Raw genomic sequence first — 23,767 nt, forward strand, 5'->3', positions numbered from 1 at the left:
ACCGCGCCCGCCGACGCGGACCTGCACCGGCGCCTCGTCCACGGCGAGGAGGCGGCGCTCGCCGCGGCCCACACCGCGTACGGCCTGCTCGTCCGCGCCGTCGCGCTGCGCGTCACCCGGGACCGGACCGCCGCCGACGAGGTGGCGCGAGAGGTCTTCGCCCTCCTCTGGAGCAGGCCCTACGCCTTCGACGCCCGCGAGGGCAGCCTGCGTGTCTGGCTCTCGCTCCGCGCCCACCACCGCGCCGTGGACTGGGTGCGCGGCGAGGAACGGCACCACAAGCGCGTCACCGACGAGACCGCCCCGCGCGCGGCCCCGGCGCAGGGGCAGGCGCAGGGGGCGGACGCGGCGAGCCCGGAACAGGAACGCTCCCTGCTCCTGCACTCCGCCCTCGCCCGACTCCCGCTGCCCCAGCAGCAGATGGTCCATCTCGCCCACTTCGCCGGCCGCACCTACCGGCAGGCCGCCGCCGAGCTCGGCATCCCCGAGGCCACCGCGCGGGCCCGCCTGGGTGCGGCCCTGAGCGCGCTGGCCGAGACCCTCGCCGACCCCGCCCCGCGAAATGAGCACCCATGACGAGCGGCCACGCAGCGGTACGCGCACTGCTCGGCGCCCGGGCCGTGGACGCCCTCCTGCCGGGCGACGCGGCCGCCATCGCCGCTCACCTCGCGGGCTGTGCGCCCTGCGCCGCCGAGGCCGAGCGGCTGCGGGCCGCGGTGCGGCACCTGGACGGGCCCGCCGTACCGGACCCCGCGCCGGGCGCGACCTCCGCGGCGCACGGTCTCTCGCTGGCCCTGCGCAGCCGCGCCCCCGCCCTGCGCACCGCCCCGCACGCCGCGCCCTACGCCGCCGCGGTCGCCGGACTCCAGGTGCTGCTCGCGGAGTTGGACGGGTACGGGCCCTGGGACGCGCCGGTCGGGCACGGCCGCACCGTGCACGACACGGTCGCCCGGCTGATCGCCGCCGACGAACCCCTCGCCCGCCATCTCGCGCCCGCCCCGCGCTCGCGTGCCGCCGTCTCCCACGCGCCGGACGGAGCGCCCTGGCGCGCGGTGCGCGAGGCCCGCACCCGTGAGGTGGTCCGGCGGGAGCGGGCCCGTACGCCCGCCCAGACCGTCTCCACCTGGCGCGTCCAGGCCGCCGGACTGCTCTCCACCCGGGCCGCCCACGACACCGAGCGCGCCGCCCGCGCCACGGTGCTCGGCGGAGTGCGGCTGCCCGTCGCCGACCACTTCCTGGCGCGCGCCCTGGACACCTGGGCGCACGCCGACGGCATCGGCGCCGCGCTCGGCAGGACCGTGCCCCCGCCACCCGCCCCGCACCTGTGGCAGCTCGTCCGCCTCGGCGTCCGCCTGCTCGGTCCCGCGCTCGGCCCGCAGGCGCCGCCGGTCGCGCTCACCGTCGCCGGGGAGGGCGGCGAGACGGTGTGGGTGCTGGGTAGCTCGGCGGACCCGGTACGGGCCGAACTCGTCCTGGAACCCGTCGACTTCTGCCTCCTCGTGGCCGGCCGCCGCGCCCCGGACCGCGTCCCGCGCGGCACGGCCGGCGACACCACGTCCGCCCGACGCCTGCTGTCCCGGGCGGCATCACTGGTGTGACCGGGGGAGGCCCGTCCCGGCGGGCCCGCACCGCGAGGAGGGGCTGTCGGCGGTCGCCGTGCCCCGCGTCACGGGGGCACCGGTGGACGCCGTGCCCCCTACGCGCCCGCCGGTGAGCGCCGCGCTCAGGAGCGTCGAGGTCAGGCCTCGCCCCGGCGCTCCGGGCAGTCCGCCGTCTCCGCGCGGAGGCTCGTCTCCACCTTGGCGAGGAGCCGCGTGAGGTCGTCGCGTTCCCTCTCGTCCAGGCCGGCCAGGGTGTGGCCCTCCAGTTCGGCCCACGTGCGCTCCACCTCGGCCAGCAGCCCGCAGCTCGCCGCGCTGGCCTCGACGAGCACCGCCCGCCGGTCCGCCGGGTCGGGGCGACGCCGCACATGTCCCGCCTGCTCCAGGCGCTGCAGCATCTTCGTCACCGTCGACGGGTCGAGGCCGACCGCCCTGATCAGTTCGGACTGGCGCACCGCGCCGGCCTCCCACAGGTGCATCATCACGAACTCCTGGCCGGGGTAGAGGCCGAGTCCCTTCAGGGCCTTGCCCGCGGCGATGCGGTGCAGCCGGGCCACCCGGCTGACGGCGAGGCTGACGGGGCCCGCCGCGGCTACCCCCGCCGCCCCGGGGGTACAGACGGGGTCGCCCGCGGGGGCCCGCACGGTGTCGGCCTTCATCACCAGCTCCTGTCGTCGCTGTCCCGGCGGCCGGGTCCGGCTCCCGCGCGCGGCCACCGGACGTCCCGCCGGAGACGTCTTCGGAAACATTACCTTGGTCGGCCAAGGAATGGGCTACAGTGGCTCCCGGCCGATTCATTGGCCGACCATATAAACCAGTCCGGGAGATCCTGATGAGCACCGCGTTCGATCCGATCGACCTGTCCGGCCGCCGCCTCCGCAACCGCATCGCCATGGCCCCCATGACCCGCAGCCGCGCCGGTGCCGGCGGTGTCCCCACGGAGCTGACGGCCGAGTACTACGCGCAGCGCGCCTCGGCCGGCCTGATCGTCACCGAGGGCATCCAGCCTTCTGTGGTCGGCCAGGGTTACCCCGACACCCCGGGCCTGCACAGCGCCGAGCAGATAGCCGGCTGGCGCAAGGTCACCGACGCCGTGCACGCGGCGGGCGGCACGATCTTCGCCCAGCTCATGCACGCGGGCCGGGTCGGCCACCCCGTGCTGCTGCCCGACGGGCTGGTCAACGTCGCCCCCTCGGCCGTCGCCGCGCGGGGGCAGGTCTACACGGCCGAGGGCCTCAAGGACTTCGTCACCCCGCGTGAGCTGACCGACGCCGAGATCCGCGCCACCGTCGCCGACTTCGCCGCCGCCGCGCGGGCCGCCGTCGACGCGGGCTTCGACGGCGTCGAGATGCACGGCGCCAACGGCTATCTGATCCACCAGTTCCTCGCGCCCGGCTCCAACCGACGCACCGACGCCTGGGGCGGCACGGCCGAGAACCGCATCCGCTTCGCCGTCGAGGTGGCCGCGGCCGTCGCCGCCGAGATCGGCGCCGACCGCACCGGTTTCCGCCTCTCGCCCGGCAACACCGCCAACGACATCTCCGAGCCCGACCCCGAGCCGGCCTACACCGCGCTCGCCCGCGAGCTGGGCGCGCTCGGCCTCGCGTATCTGCACGTCATGGAGGTGGGCGAGGTCCGCGAGCTGACCGTACGGCTGCGGGAGGAGTTCGGCGGCACCCTCGTCCTCAACCCGCACACGGACGGGCCCACCGGCCACGACGCGCTCGCCCTCGTGGAGGACGGCACCGCGGACATCATCACGTTCGGCGCGCTGTTCCTCGCCAACCCGGACCTGCCGGCCCGGCTGCGCGGCCGGGGCCCGTACAACACGCCGGACCGGGCGACCTACTACGGCGGCACCGAGAAGGGCTACACCGACTACCTGCCGCTGTGACCGGGGCGAACCCGCAGCAACACGGAGCCGGCCCGGCACCCTTCCGGGGTGCCGGGCCGGCTCCGTAGTCCGCGCTGTCTCACCTGACCGGGGTGAAGTCCCGCGCCCCGATGTACTCGGGCCGGCGCACCGGCGCCGCGAACGGCTCCACCGCCGTGTTCTCCACGCTGTTGAACACGATGAAGACGTTGCTGCGCGGGTACGGGGTGATGTTGTCGCCCGAGCCGTGCATGGCGTTGCAGTCGAACCAGGTCGCCGAGCCGGCCTCGCCCGTGAACAGGCGGATGCCGTGGTCGGAGGCGAGGTGCGTGAGCGTCTCGTCGGACGGGATGCCCGCGTCCTGCATCTGCAGCGACCGCTTGTAGTTGTCCTTCGGCGTGGCGCCCGCGCAGCCGAGGAACGTCTTGTGCGACCCCGGCATGATCATGAGACCGCCGTTGGTGTCGTGGTTCTTCGTCAGCGCGATGGACACCGACACGGTCCGCATGTTCGGCAGGCCGTCCTCCGCGTGCCAGGTCTCGAAGTCCGAGTGCCAGTAGAACCCGGAGGCACCGAAGCCCGGCTTCACGTTGATCCGGGACTGGTGGACGTAGACGTCCGAGCCCAGGATCTGCCGCGCCCTGCCGACGACCCGGGGGTCGGCGGCGAGCCTGCCGAAGAGCTCGCTGATCTTGTGCACCTCGAAGATCGACCGGATCTCCTGGGAGCGCGGCTCGACGATGGAACGGTCGTCCGCGCGCATGGTCGGATCGTTGATGAGCCGGTCCAACTCGGCGTGGTACACGCTCACTTCGTCCGGGGTGATCAACTGGTCGATCGCCAGGAAACCGTCCCGCTCGAACCCGGCCAGATCCCCGGCCGTGATCGGCCCGGCCGCACCCGGCTCGGACCACACGACGGGGTCCTTGCGCTCGATGAGGACCTCTTCGGCGCCTCGGGTCGGGTACAGGTCACTGGTGCGTTCGGGTGCGGTGGTCATGGTGTTGCCTGCCTCTCCTCTCGTACGGCCCTGTTCGGGATGTAGTCGCGGGTCAGCCCGCGTCCGGCTCCGTGAGCAGCGGGTACACGCCGTTCTCGTCGTGGTCCTCGCGGCCCGTGACGGGCGGGTTGAAGACGCACAGGCAGTGGAAGTCTTCCTTGATCCGCATGGTGTGCTTCTCGTGCCCGTCGAGCAGGTACATGGTGCCCGGCGTGATGGTGTACTTCTCGCCGGTCGTGTCGTCGGTCAGTTCGGCCTCGCCCTTGGTGCAGACGACGGCCTCGATGTGGTTCGCGTACCACATCGACGTCTCCGTACCCGCGTACAGGATCGTCTCGTGCAGCGAGAAGCCGACACGCTCCTTGGCGAGGACGATGCGCTTGCTCTCCCAGGTGCCCGACGCGGCCTTCACATGGCGGTCGGTGCCTTCAATGTCCTTGAACGAACGGACGATCACGGTGAGTTGGTTCCTTTTCTCTTACGGTGCCGGGGGCTCGGGTGGATCGCCGCTCAGGCGGTCTCGCGGACCGCACGGGCCAGCGTGCGCAGCCCCTCGTCCAGCTCCTCGGGGGTGATGGTCAGCGCCGGAAGCAGCTTGACGACCTCACCCTCGGGGCCGGAGGTCTCGATCAGCAGGCCCAGTTCGAAGGCCCGCTTCGCCACGGCGCCCGCCCGGTCCTTGTCCAGGAACTCCATGCCCCAGACCAGGCCGCGGCCGCGGAACTCCTTGATGTCGCCGCGGTTCTCCTCGACGATCGCGGCCAGCGCCTGCTCGACCTGCTCGCCGCGGGCGCGGGTCTGCTTCTCCATCGCCGAACCGTCGGACCAGTAGGTCTCGAGGGCGGCGGCGGCCGTCACGAACGCCGGGTTGTTGCCGCGGAACGTGCCGTTGTGCTCGCCCGGCTCCCAGACGTCGAGCTCCGGCTTGAACATGCACAGCGACATCGGCATGCCGTAGCCGCTGATGGACTTCGACACGGTGACGATGTCCGGCGTGATGCCCGCCTCCTCGAAGGAGAAGAACGCGCCGGTGCGGCCGCAGCCCATCTGGATGTCGTCGACGATCAGGAGCATGTCCCAGCGCTCGCAGACGTCGGCGAGCTTGCGCAGCCACTCGGCGCGGGCGACGTTGATGCCGCCCTCGCCCTGCACCGTCTCGACGATCACGGCGGCGGGCTGGTTGAGGCCGGAGCCCTGGTCCTCCAGGAGGCGCTCGAACCAGATGAAGTCGGGGGTCTGCCCGTCCAGGTAGTTGTCGAACGGCATCGGGGTGCCGTGCACCAGCGGGATGCCGGCGCCCGCCCGCTTGAAGGCGTTGCCGGTCACCGCGAGGGAGCCGAGCGACATGCCGTGGAAGGCGTTCGTGAACGACACGATCGACTCACGGCCCTTGACCTTGCGGGCGAGCTTCAGCGCGGCCTCGACCGCGTTGGTGCCCGTCGGGCCCGGGAACATGACCTTGTACGGGAGGTCACGCGGGCGCAGGATGATGTTCTGGAACGACTCCAGGAAGGCGCGCTTGGCGGACGTCGACATGTCCAGGCCGTGCACGACGCCGTCGCGCTCCAGGTAGTCGATCAGCGCGCGTTTCAGGACCGGGTTGTTGTGGCCGTAGTTGAGCGAACCGGCACCGGCGAAGAAGTCGAGGTACTCGTGGCCGTCCTCGTCGAACATGCGGCTGCCCTGCGCGCGGTCGAAGACCGTAGGCCAACCGCGGCAGTAGCTGCGCACCTCCGACTCCAGGGTCTCGAAGACGCTCAGGTCGGGCTGGGTGATGGTCACAGCGAATCTCCTGGGAGATGGAAAGGCGTGGAAGTGGGGGGTTGCGGACGTGCGGGGGGAGCGACGTTCAGGGGCTGATCGGCTCAGTGCCCGATCGGACCGATGCGGTAGAGCACCTCTGGCTCATGCCCGTCATCAGGGAAAAGACCCGCGTCGAAGAGGATCTTCCGCTCGACTGTCGCGCCGTGGCGGCGCGCGTAGGAGAGGAACAGCCGCTCGGAAGCGGTGTTCCCGGGCGTGATGGTCGTCTCGACCGTGGTCAGCGCACGCTCGGCGGAGACCTTCGCGGTCAGTCCGTCGAGCAGTGCGCCGGCCAGCCCGCGTCCGCGCTGTTCGTGGTCGACGGCCACCTGCCAGACCAGCAGGGTGTCCGGGCGCTCGGGGCGGATGTAGCCGGTGATGAAACCGGCCGGCTCGCCGTCGGCGCCACGGGCCACCACCGAGGTCGCCGCGAAGTCGCGGCACCACAGCAGGTAGCTGTACGAAGAGTTGAGGTCCAGCACCTTGGAGTCGCGGGCGATACGCCAGATGGCGGCGCCGTCGGCGACAGCGGGGCTGTCAAGGCGCAGCCCCTCAGGCATTTCCAGGAATTTCGCCTGCAGGTCGGTCGGTAGATCGGCTTGTGCAGCGGTCATGCCGATTGAATTTACCGAGCAATTTCTGGAATTGCATCGGGGAAAGGGGTTACGCCAAGGCGTCCGATGTGTTATCGCGCGAGCATGCGCGCCCGCATGAACGATCGGCGCTATGCCCGACTTTGACCCGGTAATTCTTCGCGAAACGGACCTGGTGTGGAGTACGTCACATGGCCGTAACTCCCGAGGGGGGCGTCCGGATTATGGCGATTGGTCCTGTTGAAATCTTAGTGTTTAGGCCCGGGAGAAGCGGGCAGAAGAATACGGGAAGCTGTGTTGATAAAGAATTCGTGAGAATGCGCGGATGAATTGGCTGACGGTGCTCGGAGAGTGCTTGTCAGGCGCGCCCAAAAGACGTTCCGGCGCGCCCGATTCACGATCCCGTCACCCCGTCGACGCGTTCCCGCAGAAGATCCGCGTGGCCGTTGTGCCGGGCGTACTCCTCGATCAGATGGATCAGGATCCAGCGCAGACTGACCTCGGACTCGCCGCCCGTGATGGCGGCCTCGGCGGCGGTGAGCCGGCCCGTCTCGTCCGGCGCGCGGCCCGCGCAGATCTCCCGGTTCACGGCGACCTCGCTCTCCCACACCGCGAGCACCTGGGCGAACGTCCTCGACCGGTCCACGGTGAAGCCGCCGGGCGGACCCTCGTAGATCATCGGCACGTCCCGCCGGTCGAAGATCCGCTGGATCCAGTTCCGCTCCACCTCGGCGAGGTGCTGCACGAGTCCGAACAGCGACAGCGAGGACGGCTCGACGGGCGTGCGCAGCGCCTGCTCGTCGTCGAGCCCGGCGCACTTCACCGCCAGGGTGGCCCGGTGCAGGTCGAGCCAGCTCGCCAGCATCGTCGACTCGTCGGCGGTGAGGGGCGGGATGTGGCGGCCGTCCGGAAGTGTGGTCATGACAGGCACGGTGCCACGCGAGGCGGACGGGCGCAGCCATTTCGTCCGGGCCGGGCCCGTCGGCGTCCCGTGCCGGGCCCGGACGCGAAGGTCCGTGCCGGTAGGCGTACCCGGCCCCGCCCCGGTACGCCTGCGGGCCCCGGACCTCACCGGCCCGGGGCGTCGGCGTTCCGCTCCGCTCAGTCCCAGGCGTCCGTCACCGCGCGCCGGGCCCCTTCCAGGTCGACCGCGAGACCGGCCTCGCCCATCGCGGCGCCGAGGGCGGCGACGCAGGCGTGCACCACGCCGCGGGTCGCGTCCGGGCCGTAGTGGTTGACCCGGATCATCTCGGAGGCCAGCGCCCCGCCGCCCGCCACCAGCGGAAGCACCGGGTCCGCGGCGAGCGCCCTGGCCACCAGCTCCGCGGCGTCGACGCCCGGGGGCGTCCGCAGCGTGGTGGCGACCGGCGCCGCGTCCACGGCCTCGTGCACGTACGGCTCCAGGCCCCCGCCCAGCGCCAGCGCGCCCGCGCGGGTGGCGACCGCGGCGGTGGCGTGCCGCGCCATCAGGGCGTCGAGGCCCTCCGACTCGATCCGCTCCACACACGCCTCGAGCGCCAGCATCTCCAGCTGGGCGGGCGCGTGCAGCAGCGCCTTCCGGCCGCCGTCGATCCAGCGCTCCTTCCAGTCCAGGAGGGAGAGGTAGGAGCGGCGCGGCGCCTGGGGGTTGGCGGCGATGCGCTGCCAGGCCCGCTCGCTGACGGAGACCGCGGAGACGCCCGCGGGCCCGCCCATCGCCTTCTGCGCGCCGATCACGCACAGGTCCACGCCCCACGCGTCCGGCAGCAGCGGCTCGGCGGCCACCGAGGCGACGGCGTCCAGCATGAACAGCGCCCCGTGCGCCCGGACGACCTCGCCGATCTCCGCGACGGGGTTGGTGTTGCCGGTGGCCGCCTCGGCGTGCACCAGTGAGACGAAGTCGATCTCCGGGTGCTCGGCGAGGGCCTCGCGCACCTGCTCGGCGGTGACGGCGGTGTGGAAGGGCACGGCGAGGTCGACGACGGTCGCGCCGCAGTCCCGCAGCCAGTTGCCGAAGGTCTGGCCGTACGGCCCGGTGATCACGTTCAGCGCGGTGGTGCCCGGCCGTGCCACGCCCCGGATGCATCCCTCCAGGGGCAGCAGGGCCTCGCCCTGCATGATCACGACGTCCTGCCCGGTGCCGAGCAGCCGGGCCACCCGCGCCTCGATGGCGGCGAAGTGCTGGGCGCTCAGCGGCGCCAGGTCCAGAAAGGGGTGCGTCACAGTACTGCTCACGTCACTGCTCACTTCGCTCACGAGTTCGTTCGGGCTGCGGTACCGAGCGTACCGACCGGTCCCGTACGCACCGACCGGCCCCGTGCCGGGCGTTTCGGGTGCCTCCTAAGCTGCTGCCATGAGCGATCACGCGGTGCTGCACGTGAAGGGGCGGGTGCTCGTCGGGCCCGAGGACGTACGGGACGAACTGTGGGTGGTCGGCGGGCGGGTGACGTACGACCGCCCGGCCGGGACGGCTGCCGCCGACGTCCGGACCGTCCAGGGCTGGGCGCTGCCCGGCCTGGTCGACGCGCACTGCCACGTCGGCCTGGACGCGCACGGCCCCGTCGACGCCGCCACCGCCGAGAAGCAGGCCCTGACCGACCGCGAGATCGGCGCGCTGCTGCTGCGCGACGCGGGCTCGCCCTCCGACACCCGCTGGATCGACGACCGCGAGGACCTGCCCAAGATCATTCGGGCGGGCCGCCACATCGCGCGCACGCGCCGCTACATCCGCAACTACGCCCACGAGATCGAGCCCGACGACCTGGTGGCGTACGTCGCCCAGGAGGCGCGGCGGGGCGACGGCTGGGTCAAGCTCGTCGGCGACTGGATCGACCGCGAGGTCGGCGACCTGACGCCGTGCTGGCCCCGCGACGCGGTACGGGAGGCCATCGCCGAGGCCCATCGCCTGGGCGCCCGCGTGACGGCCCACTGCTTCGCCGAGGACTCGCTGCGCGATCTCGTCGAGGCGGGCATCGACTGCGTCGAGCACGCCACGGGGCTGACGGACGACACGATCCCGCTCTTCGCCGAACGCGGTGTGGCGATCGTGCCGACCCTGGTGAACATCGCGACCTTCCCGGATCTGGCGGCGGGCGGCGAGAAGAAGTTCCCCCGCTGGTCGGACCACATGCGCCGGCTGCACGCGCGCCGCTACGACACCGTGCGCTCCGCCTACGACGCCGGCGTCCCCGTGTTCGCCGGCACCGACGCGGGCGGCTCCCTCGCGCACGGTCTGGTGGCCGCGGAGATCGTCGAGCTGACCCGCGCGGGGATCCCCGCGGTGGACGCGCTCTCGGCGACCACGTGGGGCGCGCGGGAGTGGCTGGGGCGCCCCGGTCTCGCCGAGGGCGCGCCGGCGGACCTCGTGGTGTACGGGGCGGATCCCCGGGAGGACGTGCGGGTGCTGGCGGCGCCGCGGCGGGTCGTGCTGAACGGGCGCGTGGTGGGGTGAGGTTCACCGGCCGCCGGCCGGCCTCCGAGTTCGGCGGTTGACCTGGGCGTTGGCCGGGTGTTGACCCGGGCGTGACGGGAGCGGGGTGCGGCTCGTTGGAACCGGCCCGCGGGGAGCGTGCGTCAACCGCCGTGCGCGGGAGGACGGTTGCTCGGGTGGCGCGAGGGAACGCGTGTGCCGGGAGATTCGAATGCGCGGGCGGAAACCTCCCTTTGGAGTGAACTCACGTCAGGTTGCTGACCGTTCACTCTCGGTGCGTAAAGATTCCCGCGTCGCCCCCCGTCGATGGGGGACGACGCCATCGGCCGTCGCGCACGCGCTGTCCCCTGCGGCGTGCGCCGCCGGTGGCCCGTATCTCCTGTGGGGGTTCCACCACCTTGAACAGCAACACCTTCGGCATGCCCGCGCGCACCTTCCCGAACGGCAACGCCTTCCGTACGTCCGTGCGCCGCCTCTCCGTGGTCGCCGCCGCCACCGCGCTCGTCGCCGGGCCCGTGACGCTCGCCGGGGCGGGGCCCGCGGGCGCCACGGGCGGCGACACCGGTCACCGGGGCGGGCGGGCCGACGCCGTCGTCCTGCGCACCGGACTGAACGTCTCCCTGCTCAACAAGACCGTGAACGTCCCGCTCAAGGTCGCCCTGAACGAGGTGCAGGCCCCCGCCGACGCGCACAAGACCGCGCTGACCGCCCGGCTCGACGGGGTGGACGGCGGGCGTCCGTTCAGCGTCCTGCGGGCGGACGTGGCCACGGCGAAGGCGACGGTGCGGGGTGGCACGGCGGAGGGGTACAGCAACATCGCGCGGGCCCGGGTCCATGTGCCGGGGCTGCCGTTGCTCTCCCTCGTCGAGGTCGAGCAGGTGACCTCCAAGGCGGTCTGCACGGCGGGCAAGCGGCCGGTCGCCGAATCGAATCTGCTGGGCGGGGTGACGGTGCTCGGCAAGAAGGTCACGCTGACCGCCCACGGGACGACGGAGGTGAAGGTGCCGGGGGTCGGTGAGGTGCGGCTCGAACTGTCGAGGACGCGGACGACGTCGCGTACGGCGGCGGCGTCGGCGCTGGAGCTGACGGTGAACGTGAACCCTCTGAAGCTGAACGTGGCGGAGGTGACGGGGACGGTGACGTTGGCCGGGGCGGGGTGTGAGGTGCCGGTGGGGGTCCGTACGGAGCCGAAGCCGCAGGGAGAGCCGGAGGGGCCGGCGAAGCCGGCGAAGCCGGCCGAGCCGGCGCCGGCGCGGGAAGCCAACTTGGCGGAGACGGGCGGTAGTTCGCTGACGCCGTATGTGGCGGGCGGGGCCGTGGTGCTGATGGTGGCGGGGGGTGGGGCGGTGATGGCGGCGCGGAGGAGGCGCTCCTGAGGTTGCTGGCGGGGGCGCCTGGGGGGGGCGATCGGTTGGGGTGGGCGCCCACCCGCCCCTACTCCAACCCTGCGCTGCGGGGTAAACGGGTGGGTGGGGAACATCCGCCGCGGAGCGGCGGGGCTGTTCGGGCCTGTCGGGGGAGTCAGGGGAGGAGTCCCACCCCACCCCCGCCCCCGCCCGGGCTCCCCACCCCCACCCGGGGCCCCCGACCCCGCCCCGTCAGGGGCTGACCGTCGCCCGCAGCGCAGCGAGGAACGCGTCCGACGTCGCCCGGTCCCGGACGGCAACCCGGACCCAGTCAGGCCCCAGGCCAGGAAACGTGTCGCCGCGCCGCACCGCGAACCCCCGCCCCCGGAGCCGCTCCCGCACCCCGGCCGCCCCCGGGATCCGTATTAGGACGAAAGGGCCCTCCGCTGGGCCCACCGCGCGGACCCCCGCGGGGGACAACTCCGCGAGGCCCGCGAGGAGATGGGCGCGGTCCGCCGCCACGCGGTGTGCCGCGTGGCCCGCCTCCGCCAGGGCCCGCGGACTCACGCAGGCCCGCGCCGCCGCCAGCGCGGGCGACGACACCGGCCACAGCGGCTGCGCCCGCGCGAGGGCCGCGATCGTCTCCGGCGCGGCGAGGACGTAGCCGATCCGCAGGCCCGCCAGGCCCCACGTCTTCGTGAGGCTGCGCAGCACGATCAGACCGGGCACGTCGGTGCGGCCCGCCAGCGCCTCCCGCTCACCCGGCACCGCGTCCATGAACGCCTCGTCCACCACCAAGGCCCGCCCGGGGCGCGCCAGTTCGGCGAGGGACGCCGCCGGGTGCAGGACGGAGGTCGGATTCGTCGGATTGCCGACGACCACCAGGTCGGCCTCCTCCGGCACCGTGGCCGGATCCAGCCGGAAGCCGTCCTCCTCCCGCAGCAGCACCCGCCCCACCTCGTGCCCCGCGTCCCGCAGCGCCGCCTCCGGCTCCGTGAACTGCGGGTGCACCACGTAAGGGTGATGGACCTTCAGGGCGCGGGCGAGCAGGACGAAGGCCTCCGCCGCTCCGGACGTCAGCAGCACGCGGTCGGCGGGCAGACCGTGGTGGGCCGCCACCGCCTCGCGCGCCGCGCGGCCGTCCGGGTAGGCCGCGAGACCGTCCAGGGAGGCGGCGATCACCTCCTTCAGCCACGCCGGGGGCGTGTCGGAACGTACGTTGACCGCCAGATCGGTGAGGGCGGCGCCGTCGTCCCGTACCTCCGCGTCACCGTGGTGGCGCAGGTCGGGGGCGGCCCGGCGGGGGCGGGCCGCCACCGCGCACGTCGCCATCGGCGGGCGGCCCGCGGGCGCCGACTTGCGCTTGGGGACGACCAGTTCGCCCCCGCCGCGCAGCGCAGCCGCCTCCGCCACCGACGGCGTGCCCACTGCGGCGCGCGACCGCGCGGACGGGTTCGGCACCGTCACGTCCGCCAGCTCGCGCGCCGGGTACGTCACGAGCGGCACCCCGAGCGCGGCGGCGGCGCGGACGATCGCCGGCTCCTCGCCCTTCACGTCGACCGTCGCCAGCTCGGCGACCGTCTCCTCGCCCCGGCCGGCCTCCCGGAGCGCCGCCCTGACCAGGCCGAGCACCTCCTCCACCGGAGCGTCCTCACAGGCGCCGACGCCGACGACGAGGACGACGTCGGCGTCCGGATGTGTCACCTGTCCGGCACCGGTACCGGCAGCCCTGTCCATGGGGGAAGGTCCTTTCGTACGGGAGCGGGGGAGTGGCGGATGTGCGGGGCGCGGGGTCAATCGGATAGCAAGGGCCCATGGCGGTGCTCGTGGCGCTCGGCGCCTTTCTCATGACCCTGGTGGGCGGCTGGACGGCCCAGCGGGTCACCGACCGGCGCCATCTCGTGCTGGGTCTCGCCGGTGGCCTGATGCTCGGCGTCGTCGGCCTCGATCTGCTGCCGGAGGCGCTGGACGCCGCGGGCGGCCTCGTCTTCGGCGTACCGGCCGCCCTGCTCCTGTTCGTCGCCGGCTTCCTCGTCGCCCATCTGGTGGAACGTCTGCTGGCCGGCCGGCAGGCCGCCCACGGCGCCGACGGGCACGGGCATGAGCGGGTCCCCGAGGTGGGGCTCTCGGCCGCCGCCGCGATGGTCGGGCACAGCGTCATGGACGGCGTCGCGATCGGCGCCGCCTTCCAGGTGGGCGGCGGCATGGGCGTCGCCGTGGCGCTGGCCGTCGTCGCCCACGACTTCGCGGACGGCTTCAACACGTACACGATCACCAGCCTGTACGGGAACGCCCGCCGCAAGGCGCTCGCCATGCTGTTCGCGGACGCGGCGGCCCCGATCGTGGGCGCCGCCTCGACGCTGCTCCTCACCATCCCGGAGCGACTGCTCGGCGGCTATCTGGGCTTCTTCGGCGGCGCGCTGCTCTACCTCGCGGCGGCCGAGATCCTGCCCGAGGCGCACCACGACCACCCGGCCCGCTCGACGCTCCTGTGCACGGTGGCGGGCGCGGCGTTCATCTGGCTGGTGGTGGGCCTCGCGGGCTGAGCCGCCGCGAGCGGCGCGTACGGTCACGGCGCGCAGCTCCCGACGAACCGGCGCGCGATGCCCGGCTCCGCGGCCCAGTGCGTGTGCAGATAGCTGGCGTGCACGTGGTGCTGGACGAAGCCCTCCACGCGCCGCTCGGGCACGTGCAGGCCCCAGGCGGGCGCGGCCCCCGCCCCGGGCTCCACGACCGTGCGGTGGAACTCGTGGCCCCGCATCCGGGTCCCCGCCACCGCGAGCACGCTGTCCGACACCGCGACCGCCTCCCGGTATCCGAGCGTCAGCCGCTCCGACATCCGCGCGTCGGCGTCGAGCACCCCGCACATCGGCTTCCCGTCCAGCTCGCGGGAGAGGTAGAGCAGCCCCGCGCACTCGGCGGCCACCGGCGCCCCGGAGCGCGCGAGTTCGGCCACGGCCTTCCTCAGCCGCTCGTTGGCGGACAGCTCCGGCGCGTACACCTCGGGGAACCCGCCCCCGATGACCAGCCCGGCGGTCCCCTCGGGGAGTTGTTCGTCGCGGAGCGGGTCGAAGGTGACGACCTCGGCTCCGGCGGCCCGCAGCAGCTCCGCGTGTTCGGCGTAGGAGAAGGTGAACGCGGCCCCACCGGCGACGGCGACGACGGGCTTCTCCGGCCCGGCCGGGGTGTATGCGGTCCGTCCCGGGGAGTATCCAGCCCGTCCGGCGTTTGAGGACGAACCCGGCGAAGCCGGTGACTCCCCGAGCCCCGTCGAGGGGTCCCAGGACTCGCCCCGCAGGGACGGCGCGCTGCGCGCCAGCGCGAGAAGCGCGTCCAGGTCGCACCCGTCCCGTACCTGCGCGGCCAGCGCGGCGACCGACTCCACCGCCTCCGGCTGCCGCTCGGCGACCGGCACCAGGCCCAAGTGCCGGGACGGAGTGCCCACTTGGGGTGCTCGGCGCAGCACGCCGAGCACCGGCACGCCCGACTCGTCCAGGGCGTCCCGCACCAGCATCTCGTGCCGGTCCGAGCCGACCTTGTTGAGGATCACCCCGGCGATCCGCACCTCGGGGTCGAAGGACGCGAAGCCGTGCACCAGCGCCGCCACCGACCGCGACTGCGACGAGGCGTCGACGACCAGCACGACCGGCGCCCGCAGCAGCTTCGCCACCTGGGCCGTGGAGGCCAGCTCGCCCTGCCCGGCGGCCCCGTCGTACATCCCCATCACGCCCTCGACCACGGCCAGATCGCAGCCGGCCGACCCGTGCGCGAACAGCGGCGCGATCAGGTCGGGCCCGCACAGATACGCGTCGAGGTTCCGCCCGGGGCGGCCCGTCGCGAGCGCGTGGTAGCCGGGGTCGATGTAGTCGGGCCCCACCTTGTGCGGGGAGACGGCGAGCCCGGCCGCAGCGAACGCGGCCATCAGGCCCGTCGCGACGGTCGTCTTGCCGCTGCCCGACGACGGCGCCGCGACGACGAGGCGAGCTACCACTCGATGCCCCTCTGGCCCTTCTGGCCCGCGTCCATCGGGTGCTTGACCTTGGACATGTCGGTGACCAGGTCGGCGAAGTCGATCAGCTGCCGCGGCGCGTTGCGGCCGGTGATCACCACGTGCTGGGTGCCGGGGCGGTCGCGCAGGACCTGGACGACCTCCTCGACGTCGATCCAGCCCCAGTGCATCGGATAGGCGAACTCGTCGAGCACGTACAGCTTGTACGTCTCGTCGGCGAGGTCCCGCTTGACCTGCTCCCAGCCCTCGCGCGCCTTGTCCTCGTTGGTCGGCTCGCCCTCGGCGGGGGCGCGCTGGATCCACGACCAGCCCTCGCCCATCTTGTGCCAGGCGACCGTGCCGCCCTCGCCGGAGGCGCCGAGGACCTTCAGCGCGTTCTCCTCGCCGACCTTCCACTTCGCCGACTTCACGAACTGGAAGACGCCGATCGGCCACCCCTGATTCCAGGCCCGCAGCGCGAGCCCGAACGCGGCCGTCGACTTGCCCTTGCCGATGCCCGTGTGCACGAACACCAGCGGACGGTTGCGGCGCTGGCGCGTCGTGAGCCCGTCGTCCGGCACGACGCTCGGCTGTCCCTGCGGCATTAAGCGGCCCTCCTCGAAGGCGAGTTCATGGTCTGTACGTCCTTGACGAGGCCGGCGATGGAGTCCGCCCGCAGCTCATCCAGGGTCACGGCCGTCCCGCCGAGCTCGTCCGCCAACTGGCCCGCGAGGCCCAGACGCACGTACCCCGACTCGCAGTCGACGACCACCGAGGCGACCGAGTCGGCAGCGAACAGCCGCGCCGCGCGGCCCGCACGGGCCACCGGATCGACCCCTCCGGTGGCGCGCCCGTCCGTCACCACGACCACCAGCGGCCGGCGCGCCGCGTCCCGCAACCGCTCGACCCGCAGCACGTCGTGCGCCTTCAGCAGGCCCGCCGCCAGCGGCGTCCGGCCGCCCGTCGGCAGGGTCTCCAGACGGGCCGCGGCCGCGTCGACCGAGGACGTCGGCGGCAGCGCCACCTCGGCGTCCTGGCCCCGGAACGTCACGAGCCCCACCTTGTCGCGCCGCTGATAGGCGTCGAGGAGGAGCGAGAGCACGGCGCCCTTGACGGCGCTCATCCGCTGCCGCGCCGCCATCGACCCGGAGGCGTCCACGACGAACAGCACGAGGTTGCCCTCGCGGCCCTCGCGCGTCGCCTGGCGCAGATCGTCACGGCGTACGACGAGACCGGGCCCCGAGCGTCCGCGGGCCTTCTGGTGCGGGGCGGCGGCCTGCACCGTCGCCGCGAGGTGCAGCTTGGTCAGGGCGCCTCGGGGGCGGCGCGAGCCCGTCGTGCGGCCGTGCTCGGTGCGGGCCCGCGAGCGCCGCCCGGCCGCGCCCTCGCCGATGCCGGGCACGCTCAGCATCTTCGTACGGAACGGCTCGGCGGACCGTACGGCCCGCTGCTCGGCCGAGGCGCCGCCCGGGGCCGGGGCGGGCTCCTGCGGGGCGGCCGGCTCCTCGGAGTCCCGGCCCTGGTTCTGCGCGGGCAGCTCGGGGGCGGGGGATTCGGAACCCTCGGGGCCGCCGGGGCTCTCGGGCCCGTCGGCCGGCGGCTGACCGCCACCGCCGTCAGGACCACCGCCGTCGGGGTCGTCGCCACCCTCCGGAGGCTCTGGCTCCTCGTCCTCGCGTGCCTCCTCCAGCGTCTCGTCGAGCTTGTCCTCGTCGAGGCCCGGCGCGTCGAAGGGGTTGCGGCGCCTGCGGTGCGGCAGCGCCAGCAGCGCGGCCTGCCGCACGTCCTCGCTCAGCACGTCGGTGCGGCCCGCCCAGGCGGCCAGCGCCGTCGCCGTGCGCGCCATCACGATGTCCGCGCGCATGCCGTCGACCTCGAACGCCGCGCAGGTCGCCGCGATCTGCCGCAGCGCCCCGTCGCCCAGGGTCACCCGGGGGAGCAGCGCGCGGGCCGCCACGACCCGGTCCCGCAGCGCGGACTCGTCCTCGCGCCAGCGGCCGGCGAAGCCCTCGGGGTCGTCGTCGTACGCCAGGCGCCGCCGCACCACCTCGACGCGCTGGTCGGTCTCGCGGGAGGCGGCCACCTCGACGGTGAGCCCGAAGCGGTCCAGCAACTGCGGCCGCAGTTCGCCCTCTTCGGGGTTCATCGTGCCGACGAGCAGGAAACGGGCGGCGTGCCGCACGGACACGCCCTCGCGCTCCACGTACGAGGCACCCATCGCGGCCGCGTCCAGGAGCAGGTCGACCAGGTGGTCGTGGAGGAGGTTGACCTCGTCGACGTACAGGATCCCGCGGTGCGCGTCGGCGAGCAGGCCCGGCTCGAAGGCCTTCACGCCCTCGGCGAGGGCCCGTTCGATGTCCAGGGCGCCGACGAGGCGGTCCTCGGACGCGCCGACCGGCAGCTCGACCATCCGGGCGGGGCGCGCCGTGGCGCCGCCCGACTCGTGCGGGCCGTCCGGGCAGTTCGGGTCCGGGGCCACCGGATCGCACGAGAAACGGCACCCGGCGACGACCGGCACCTCCGGCAGCAGCGCCGAGAGCGCGCGCACGGCGGTGGACTTGGCGGTGCCCTTCTCCCCCCGCACGAGCACACCGCCCACGGCGGGCGATACGGCGTTCAGCAGGAGCGCGAGCCGCAGGTCGTCCTGGCCGACGAGGGCGGTGAACGGATAGGGGGTGGTCACAGGGCCTCCTTGATGCGGTGGTGCGTGGCGGCGCTCATGACGGCGCTCCGGGCGCGATGAACGGCAGCCCGGGCGGCGCGCCGTTCTCGATCAGGTCCAACAGGCCGTCGGTGTCCGCGTGTTCTTCGATCAGATCGCCGAGCAGGTCCAGCTGTTCCTCGCGCAGGGTCGCGAAGCTGGTGTCGGGCGCGGGCACGAAGCGGCGCCCCGCGGCCCGGGCGACCTCGGTGAGGAACCGGCGCCGGAACGCGTCGCTCTCCAGCGACCCGTGCCAGTGCGTGCCCCACACCTCGCCGACCCGGCAGCCGTCCAGGAACGGCTCGCCGTCCAGGACCTCGGCGACCCCGTGGTGGATCTCGTACCCCTCGACGGGCTCGCCGAGGGCCTCGCCCACCGGCCGCGCGAGCGTCTTCTCGCGCGCGAACCGCACCCGTACGGGCAGCAGCCCGAGCCCGTCCACGGACCCGGCCCGCGACTCCACGTCGTCCTCGATGTGCTCGCCGAGGACCTGGAAGCCGCCGCAGATGCCGAGCACCGGACGGCCCTCGGCGGCGCGGCGGGCGAGGGCGTCCGCGAGGCCGCGCTCGCGCAGCCAGGCCAGCGCCCGCACGGTCCCGCGGGTGCCCGGTACGACGACGAGGTCGGCGTCGACGAGCTCCTCGGCCCGGTCCACGAACCGCACGACGACGCCCGGCTCGGCGGCCAGCGCGTCCACGTCCGTGAAGTTGGACATCAGCGGCACGGCGCACACCGCGACCCGCAGCACGTCCTCGCCGGCCGGCGGGGCGACCACGGACTCCCGGACGGCGCCCCGCAGGGAGACCCGAAGACCGTCCTCCTCGTCGATGCCGAGCCCGTGCTGGAACGGCAGCACCCCGAAGGTGCGCCGCCCGGTGAGGCCGAGCAGCATGTCCAGCCCCGGTGCGAGGAGGGAGACGTCCCCGCGGAACTTGTTCACCAGATAGCCCGCGACGAGCTCCTGGTCGGCCGGGCTCAGCAGCGCGGTCGTGCCGAAGAACGAGGCGAACACCCCGCCCCGGTCGATGTCGCCGACCACCAGGACGGGGAAGCGGGCGGCGCGCGCGATGCCCATGTTCACGATGTCGGTGCGCCTGAGGTTGATCTCCGCGGGGCTGCCCGCTCCCTCGCAGATGACGGCGTCGTACGTGCCGCGCAGCTCCTCCAGGCAGCCCACGACGGTGTCGAGCAGCTGCGCCTGGCGCCCGCCGTGGTAGCCACGCGCACTCATCTCGCCCACGGGCCTGCCCATCAGGACGACCTGGCTGGAGCGGTCACTGCCCGGCTTGAGCAGGACGGGGTTCATCAGCGCGCTCGGCTCGACACGGGCGGCCTGCGCCTGCATGGCCTGCGCCCGCCCGATCTCGGCGCCCTCGCGGGTGACGAAGGAGTTGAGGGACATGTTCTGCGCCTTGAACGGCGCGACGGACACGCCCTTGCGGGTCAGCCACCGGCAGATACCGGCGGTGACGACGCTCTTCCCGGCGTCCGATGTGGTCCCGGCGACCAGCAGTCCACCGCTCATGCTTTCCCTCTCCCCGACCTCGCCGACCGCAGCGCCCAGCGGGCGCCCACCACCGTTCCCAGGGCGAGCAGCCCGACGCGCCGGGACAGCTTCGCGGCCCGGTCGATGTCGGCCACCCGCACCTCGCGCCCCTCCCCGTTCAGCACCGGCCGGTGCTCGATCCGCCCGCCGTACGAGAGCGTCCCCCCGAGCCGGACGCCCAACGCCCCGGCGAAGGCCGCCTCGACGGGTCCGGCGTTCGGGCTCGGGTGCTTGCCGGCGTCCGCGCGCCAGGCGCGCAGGGCCCCTCGCGGCGCGTCCCCGGCGAGCGCCGCGAGCCCCGCGGTCAGCCGCGCCCCCGGCCACCCGAAGACGTCGTCGAGCCGGGCGGAGGCCCATCCGTACCGCCGGTGGCGGGCCGACTTGTGCCCCACCATCGCGTCGAGCGTGTTCACGGCCCGGAAAGCGACCAGGCCGGGCACCCCGGCGAGGGCGCCCCATACGAGGGCCCCGACCACCGCGTCGGAGGTGTTCTCGGCGACGGACTCCACCACGGCCCGGGCGATGCCGTCCGCATCCAGCGCCTGCGGGTCCCGCCCGCACAGATGCGGCAGCCGCTCCCGCGCGACCTCGAGGTCGCCGGCCGCCAGCGCCCCGCCGACGGCCCGCGCCTCCCGGCCGAGCGAGGTGCCGCCGACGACGGCCCAGGTGGCGGCGGCGGTCAGCGCCACGGATCCGGCACGTGAGCGGCGTACGAGCGTGGTGGCGAGGACGGCGGCGCCCGTCGCGCCCCCGGCGCACACCAGGGTGTGCAGCGCGCCCCAGCCGCGGTGGTCGCGCCAGAGCGTCCGCTCGACGGCGGCCGCGGCACGGCCGAACGCGGCGACCGGATGGCCCCGGCGGGGATCGCCGAGGAGCAGGTCGCCGAGGAGGCCGGCGGCGGCGCCGTACGCGAAGTCGCGGTCGGCACTCATGGGGTCAGCCCGTCGCCGCGCTGAGGAGCGAGCTCGTACTCAGGGGCAGGGGCGGCACCGGGCGGCCGGGCATGGCGATATGTCCTCACTCAGGGTGTCCGCGCCCTGGTTCGACGTGATCGGCGGCGAGAGTTCCTGGCTCGCGGGGAGGGACTCCCCGGTGACAGTGGCGGGACCGCGCCGGATTCGCACCGGCTTCCTCTTCTGCCGCCGTGGTTGGCCCCGGCAGTCCACCACGGCCCGCGAAGGCCCGTCAACTCGCCGTTGACCTGCGGCGGGAGAGTGTGTTGGGCCCCACACCGGGACTCACATCAGGGCCCACGCACACGGGTGGGGCGCGGAGCGTGTGTCACGCTCCGCGCCCCACCCGGGAGCGCCGCCGCCGGACGGCGCCCGTGCCGTCAGGCGACGATCAGGAAGATGCCGTACGCCACCGCCGCCGCGCAGAGCGCGAAGCAGGCGTACGCGCCGGTGCGCGCCAGGGCCGCGGAGCCACCGGTGGAGGCGGCCGCCGTCTCCTGCTTGGAGAGGCCGACGATGCCGAGGGTGAACAGGCCCACCAGGGCCACCGTCACCGCGAGGCTGACTCCGAACACGGAGCCGAGAGCTGCCCAGTCGATGCTCATGCTGGTCTGTCCTTACACGGTCGCGGGCCGGGCGGGGTCCGCCATGGCACCGGTCGTGGTGGTGGTCGGGGCCGAGACGGTGGCCTTGACGGGGGAGCCCGGCAGGACGGAGGCGGCCATCGCGCCCACCGGGGGCGGGGTGACGGCGGCGATCGCGGTGGTCACGACGCCCGCGGGCTCGGCGGCCGGGATGCCGTCGGGGCGGATCTCGTCGTCCGTGACGTTGGTGTGGTCGACGGAGTCGCGGCGGGAGAGGACCCAGATCACGCTCGCCCCGGCGACCAGGAGGGCCGCGGTGGCCGCGACGCCCCAGGGGCCCTGCTTGGTGAGGAACTCGGCGCCCGCGCCGACCAGACCGGCGGCCGGCAGGGTCAGGCCCCACGCGACGAACATCCGGGTGGCGGTCGACCAGCGGACCACGCCGCCCTTGCGGCCGAGGCCCGCGCCCATCACGGCGCCCGAGCAGACCTGGGTGGTGGAGAGCGAGAAGCCGATGTGCGAGGAGGCGAGGATCGCCGTCGCGGCGCTGGTCTGGGCGGCGAAGCCCTGCTGCGGCGCGAGGTCGGTCAGGCCCTTGCCCATCGTGCGGATGATGCGCCAGCCGCCGAGGTAGGTGCCGAGCGCGATGGCGACACCGGCCGAGACGATGACCCACATCGGGGGGTTGGCGCCGGGGTTCAGGACGCCGCCGGTGATCAGGGCGAGCGTGATGATGCCCATGGTCTTCTGCGCGTCGTTGGTGCCGTGGGCCAGCGAGACGAGTCCCGCGGAGGCGATCTGGCCCGCGCGGTAGCCCTTGGCGGTGGCCTTCTGGTCGGTGTTGCGGCCGATCCGGTACGTCAGCCGGGTGGCCAGCGTCGCGGCGATGCCGGCCACGAGCGGGGCCGCGACGGCCGGGATGAGGATCTTGGTGACGACGGTGCCGCCGTTGATCGACGACCAGCCCATCGACATGACCGCGGCGCCGATGAGACCGCCGAAGAGCGCGTGGGAGGAGCTGGAGGGCAGGCCCACCAGCCAGGTCAGCAGGTTCCAGAGAATCGCGCCGACGAGCGCGGCGAAGATCACCTCTGTCTTGAGGCCGTCCTCGTTCACGATGCCGCCGGAGATCGTCTTGGCGACCTCCACGGAGAGGAAGGCGCCGACGAGGTTGAGCACGGCGGACATGGCCACCGCCGTCTTGGGCTTGAGAGCGCCGGTCGAGATGGTCGTCGCCATCGCGTTGGCAGTGTCGTGGAAACCGTTCGTGAAATCGAACACGAGAGCGGTGACGATCACGATCCCGAGGAGAAGCGTGATGTGTTCCATTTACCCAGGCTTCTGTTGGACGTCAGTGGCACGAGGAACGTAGGCAATCCGGGTGAACGGAAAGTGAACTGGGCCGGGCGGTGCGGTGACCCAAAGCGGAGTGCCCTTGCCCCGGGTAGGACAGGTGTCCGACGCCGATCGTAGGGAGCGGTGGTGGGGGACCCGCAAACCGGCCGGAGTGTCGGGCTCCGCCATCCGGCGGTGCACCCCGCACCGACCGCCTGCCCCGGGCCGCCGCCCCATTGAAGAGATCCTGATCACCCGGCAGGATCCCCGCATGACTGAGCAGCGGCACCCCGACGTCACCGAGGACACCGGCGCCACCGAAGGGACGGCGACGCGCGACGCGCTCGGCCGGGCCTGGGACGAGCTGGTCGCGACGGCCCGCAGGACGGTGACGGACGGTCTGGTCGTCGGCACCTCGGGCAACGTCTCCGTGCGGGTCGGCGACACCGTCCTGGTCACCCCGAGCGGCGTCCCCTACGACCGGCTGCGCCCCGAGGACGCCGTCGGCGTCGACCTCGCGGGACGCCAGGTGCTCGGCGCCCTCACGCCCACCAGCGAGCTCCCCATGCACCTCGCCCTCTACCGCGCCACGGACGCGCGGGCGGTGGTGCACACCCACGCCGTGCACGCCACGGCCGTGTCGCTGCTGGTCACCGAGGTCCCCGCGGTGCACTACATGACCGCCGCCCTCGGCGGCCCGGTGCGCGTCGCGCCCTACGCGCTCTACGGCACCGAGGAGCTGGCCGACGCCATGCTCGGCGCCCTGCGCGGGCGCACCGGATGCCTGCTCCAGAACCACGGAACGGTCACCTACGGATCCGGTCTCTCCCAGGCGTACGACCGCACGGCCCAGCTGGAGTGGATGTGCCGCCTCTGGCTCACCGCCGCCGCGCTCCCCGGCCGCACCCCGACCCTCCTCTCCCCGGACCAGCTGCGCGAAGCGGAAGGCAAACTGAAGGGGTACGGACAGTCCGCCAACTGAGCTGTTCGCTCACCCCGCGGGCACGGCCCACTGGCTTCACGGGCCCCGTCCCC

General features: G+C 73.7%; 22 protein-coding genes and 1 riboswitch. Of the genes, 7 read left to right on the forward strand and 15 right to left on the reverse strand.

From position 1 onward, the window contains the following. Positions 1-21: 21 nt before the first annotated feature. Entirely contained in the window at positions 22-576 is a 555-nt protein-coding gene (locus ACZ6B8_RS30705) for an RNA polymerase sigma factor (RefSeq protein ID WP_471609371.1), read from the forward strand. Further along, a complete protein-coding gene (locus ACZ6B8_RS30710; RefSeq protein ID WP_471609321.1) occupies positions 573-1,598 on the forward strand; it encodes a zf-HC2 domain-containing protein in 1,026 nt (341 codons plus the stop codon). Before ACZ6B8_RS30705 ends, ACZ6B8_RS30710 begins: the two co-directional genes overlap by 4 nt. 140 nt (positions 1,599-1,738) lie before the next feature. On the opposite strand, the gene ACZ6B8_RS30715 is transcribed toward ACZ6B8_RS30710, so the two are convergent. Continuing rightward, on the reverse strand, positions 1,739-2,260 hold the full coding sequence (locus tag ACZ6B8_RS30715; protein WP_471609322.1) for a MarR family winged helix-turn-helix transcriptional regulator: 522 nt from the start codon (positions 2,258-2,260) through the stop codon (positions 1,739-1,741). Positions 2,261-2,433: 173 nt separating this feature from the next. Between ACZ6B8_RS30715 and ACZ6B8_RS30720 the strand changes: the two genes are divergently transcribed. Beyond that, positions 2,434-3,495: an alkene reductase gene (locus ACZ6B8_RS30720; RefSeq protein WP_471609323.1), complete on the forward strand. Its 1,062-nt coding sequence runs from the start codon at positions 2,434-2,436 to the stop codon at positions 3,493-3,495. Positions 3,496-3,574: 79 nt separating this feature from the next. Here the strand turns inward: ACZ6B8_RS30720 and thpD are convergent, their stop codons facing one another. The 6 genes from thpD to ACZ6B8_RS30750 form a co-directional block, all read right to left on the reverse strand. After that, positions 3,575-4,474 (reverse strand): ectoine hydroxylase, encoded by a 900-nt coding sequence (gene thpD, locus ACZ6B8_RS30725; protein ID WP_471076138.1) that lies wholly within the window; start codon positions 4,472-4,474, stop codon positions 3,575-3,577. 52 nt (positions 4,475-4,526) lie between these two features. After that, positions 4,527-4,931 (reverse strand): ectoine synthase, encoded by a 405-nt coding sequence (locus tag ACZ6B8_RS30730; protein WP_355818633.1) that lies wholly within the window; start codon positions 4,929-4,931, stop codon positions 4,527-4,529. A 53-nt stretch (positions 4,932-4,984) separates the two neighbouring features. Continuing rightward, positions 4,985-6,256: a diaminobutyrate--2-oxoglutarate transaminase gene (ectB, locus tag ACZ6B8_RS30735; protein WP_471076142.1), complete on the reverse strand. Its 1,272-nt coding sequence runs from the start codon at positions 6,254-6,256 to the stop codon at positions 4,985-4,987. A gap of 83 nt (positions 6,257-6,339) precedes the next feature. Next, a complete protein-coding gene (ectA, locus tag ACZ6B8_RS30740) occupies positions 6,340-6,891 on the reverse strand; it encodes a diaminobutyrate acetyltransferase (protein WP_471076145.1) in 552 nt (183 codons plus the stop codon). A 373-nt stretch (positions 6,892-7,264) separates the two neighbouring features. Next, on the reverse strand, positions 7,265-7,792 hold the full coding sequence (locus ACZ6B8_RS30745; RefSeq protein ID WP_471076148.1) for a DinB family protein: 528 nt from the start codon (positions 7,790-7,792) through the stop codon (positions 7,265-7,267). A 179-nt stretch (positions 7,793-7,971) separates the two neighbouring features. After that, complete coding sequence (locus ACZ6B8_RS30750; RefSeq protein WP_471076518.1) at positions 7,972-9,072, reverse strand: pyridoxal-phosphate-dependent aminotransferase family protein; 1,101 nt, start codon at positions 9,070-9,072, stop codon at positions 7,972-7,974. Between the two features lie 130 nt (positions 9,073-9,202). Between ACZ6B8_RS30750 and ACZ6B8_RS30755 the strand changes: the two genes are divergently transcribed. Continuing rightward, the gene (locus ACZ6B8_RS30755) at positions 9,203-10,300 is read left to right on the forward strand and encodes an amidohydrolase family protein (RefSeq protein WP_471609324.1); all 1,098 of its coding nucleotides are present in this window, start codon (positions 9,203-9,205) and stop codon (positions 10,298-10,300) included. A gap of 398 nt (positions 10,301-10,698) precedes the next feature. Further along, positions 10,699-11,655: an SCO1860 family LAETG-anchored protein gene (locus ACZ6B8_RS30760; protein ID WP_471609372.1), complete on the forward strand. Its 957-nt coding sequence runs from the start codon at positions 10,699-10,701 to the stop codon at positions 11,653-11,655. A 222-nt stretch (positions 11,656-11,877) separates the two neighbouring features. On the opposite strand, the gene cobC is transcribed toward ACZ6B8_RS30760, so the two are convergent. Next, positions 11,878-13,362: an Rv2231c family pyridoxal phosphate-dependent protein CobC gene (gene cobC / locus ACZ6B8_RS30765; protein ID WP_471609325.1), complete on the reverse strand. Its 1,485-nt coding sequence runs from the start codon at positions 13,360-13,362 to the stop codon at positions 11,878-11,880. A 77-nt stretch (positions 13,363-13,439) separates the two neighbouring features. On the opposite strand from cobC, the gene ACZ6B8_RS30770 reads away from it, so the two are divergent. Continuing rightward, a complete protein-coding gene (locus tag ACZ6B8_RS30770) occupies positions 13,440-14,171 on the forward strand; it encodes a ZIP family metal transporter (RefSeq protein ID WP_471609326.1) in 732 nt (243 codons plus the stop codon). A gap of 23 nt (positions 14,172-14,194) precedes the next feature. Here the strand turns inward: ACZ6B8_RS30770 and ACZ6B8_RS30775 are convergent, their stop codons facing one another. The 7 genes from ACZ6B8_RS30775 to ACZ6B8_RS30805 all read right to left on the reverse strand — a co-directional run bounded on the left by ACZ6B8_RS30775 (position 14,195) and on the right by ACZ6B8_RS30805 (position 22,726). After that, on the reverse strand, positions 14,195-15,616 hold the full coding sequence (locus ACZ6B8_RS30775) for a cobyrinate a,c-diamide synthase (RefSeq protein WP_471609327.1): 1,422 nt from the start codon (positions 15,614-15,616) through the stop codon (positions 14,195-14,197). Next, the gene (cobO, locus tag ACZ6B8_RS30780) at positions 15,610-16,218 is read right to left on the reverse strand and encodes a cob(I)yrinic acid a,c-diamide adenosyltransferase (protein ID WP_471076163.1); all 609 of its coding nucleotides are present in this window, start codon (positions 16,216-16,218) and stop codon (positions 15,610-15,612) included. Before cobO ends, ACZ6B8_RS30775 begins: the two co-directional genes overlap by 7 nt. Continuing rightward, positions 16,218-18,296, reverse strand: coding sequence for a putative cobaltochelatase (locus ACZ6B8_RS30785; protein WP_471609328.1), 2,079 nt, complete (start codon positions 18,294-18,296; stop codon positions 16,218-16,220). The genes cobO and ACZ6B8_RS30785 overlap by 1 nt, the downstream gene beginning before the upstream one ends. 34 nt (positions 18,297-18,330) lie before the next feature. Beyond that, positions 18,331-19,839, reverse strand: coding sequence for a cobyric acid synthase (locus ACZ6B8_RS30790; RefSeq protein ID WP_471609329.1), 1,509 nt, complete (start codon positions 19,837-19,839; stop codon positions 18,331-18,333). Continuing rightward, complete coding sequence (locus tag ACZ6B8_RS30795; RefSeq protein WP_471609330.1) at positions 19,836-20,792, reverse strand: cobalamin biosynthesis protein; 957 nt, start codon at positions 20,790-20,792, stop codon at positions 19,836-19,838. The genes ACZ6B8_RS30790 and ACZ6B8_RS30795 overlap by 4 nt, the downstream gene beginning before the upstream one ends. 110 nt (positions 20,793-20,902) lie before the next feature. Then, positions 20,903-21,042: riboswitch (cobalamin riboswitch) on the reverse strand. A gap of 151 nt (positions 21,043-21,193) precedes the next feature. Further along, positions 21,194-21,418 carry a hypothetical protein gene (locus tag ACZ6B8_RS30800; protein ID WP_389712521.1) on the reverse strand — a complete coding sequence of 75 codons (225 nt, stop codon included), beginning with the start codon at positions 21,416-21,418 and terminating at the stop codon, positions 21,194-21,196. A 12-nt stretch (positions 21,419-21,430) separates the two neighbouring features. Further along, entirely contained in the window at positions 21,431-22,726 is a 1,296-nt protein-coding gene (locus ACZ6B8_RS30805; protein WP_471076175.1) for an inorganic phosphate transporter, read from the reverse strand. Positions 22,727-23,003: 277 nt separating this feature from the next. Here ACZ6B8_RS30805 and ACZ6B8_RS30810 point away from each other — a divergent pair, with 277 nt between their 5' ends. Then, positions 23,004-23,714 (forward strand): class II aldolase/adducin family protein, encoded by a 711-nt coding sequence (locus ACZ6B8_RS30810; RefSeq protein WP_471609331.1) that lies wholly within the window; start codon positions 23,004-23,006, stop codon positions 23,712-23,714. The last annotated feature ends 53 nt before the right edge of the window (positions 23,715-23,767 follow it).

Source organism: Streptomyces sp. NPDC041122 (assembly GCF_055592445.1).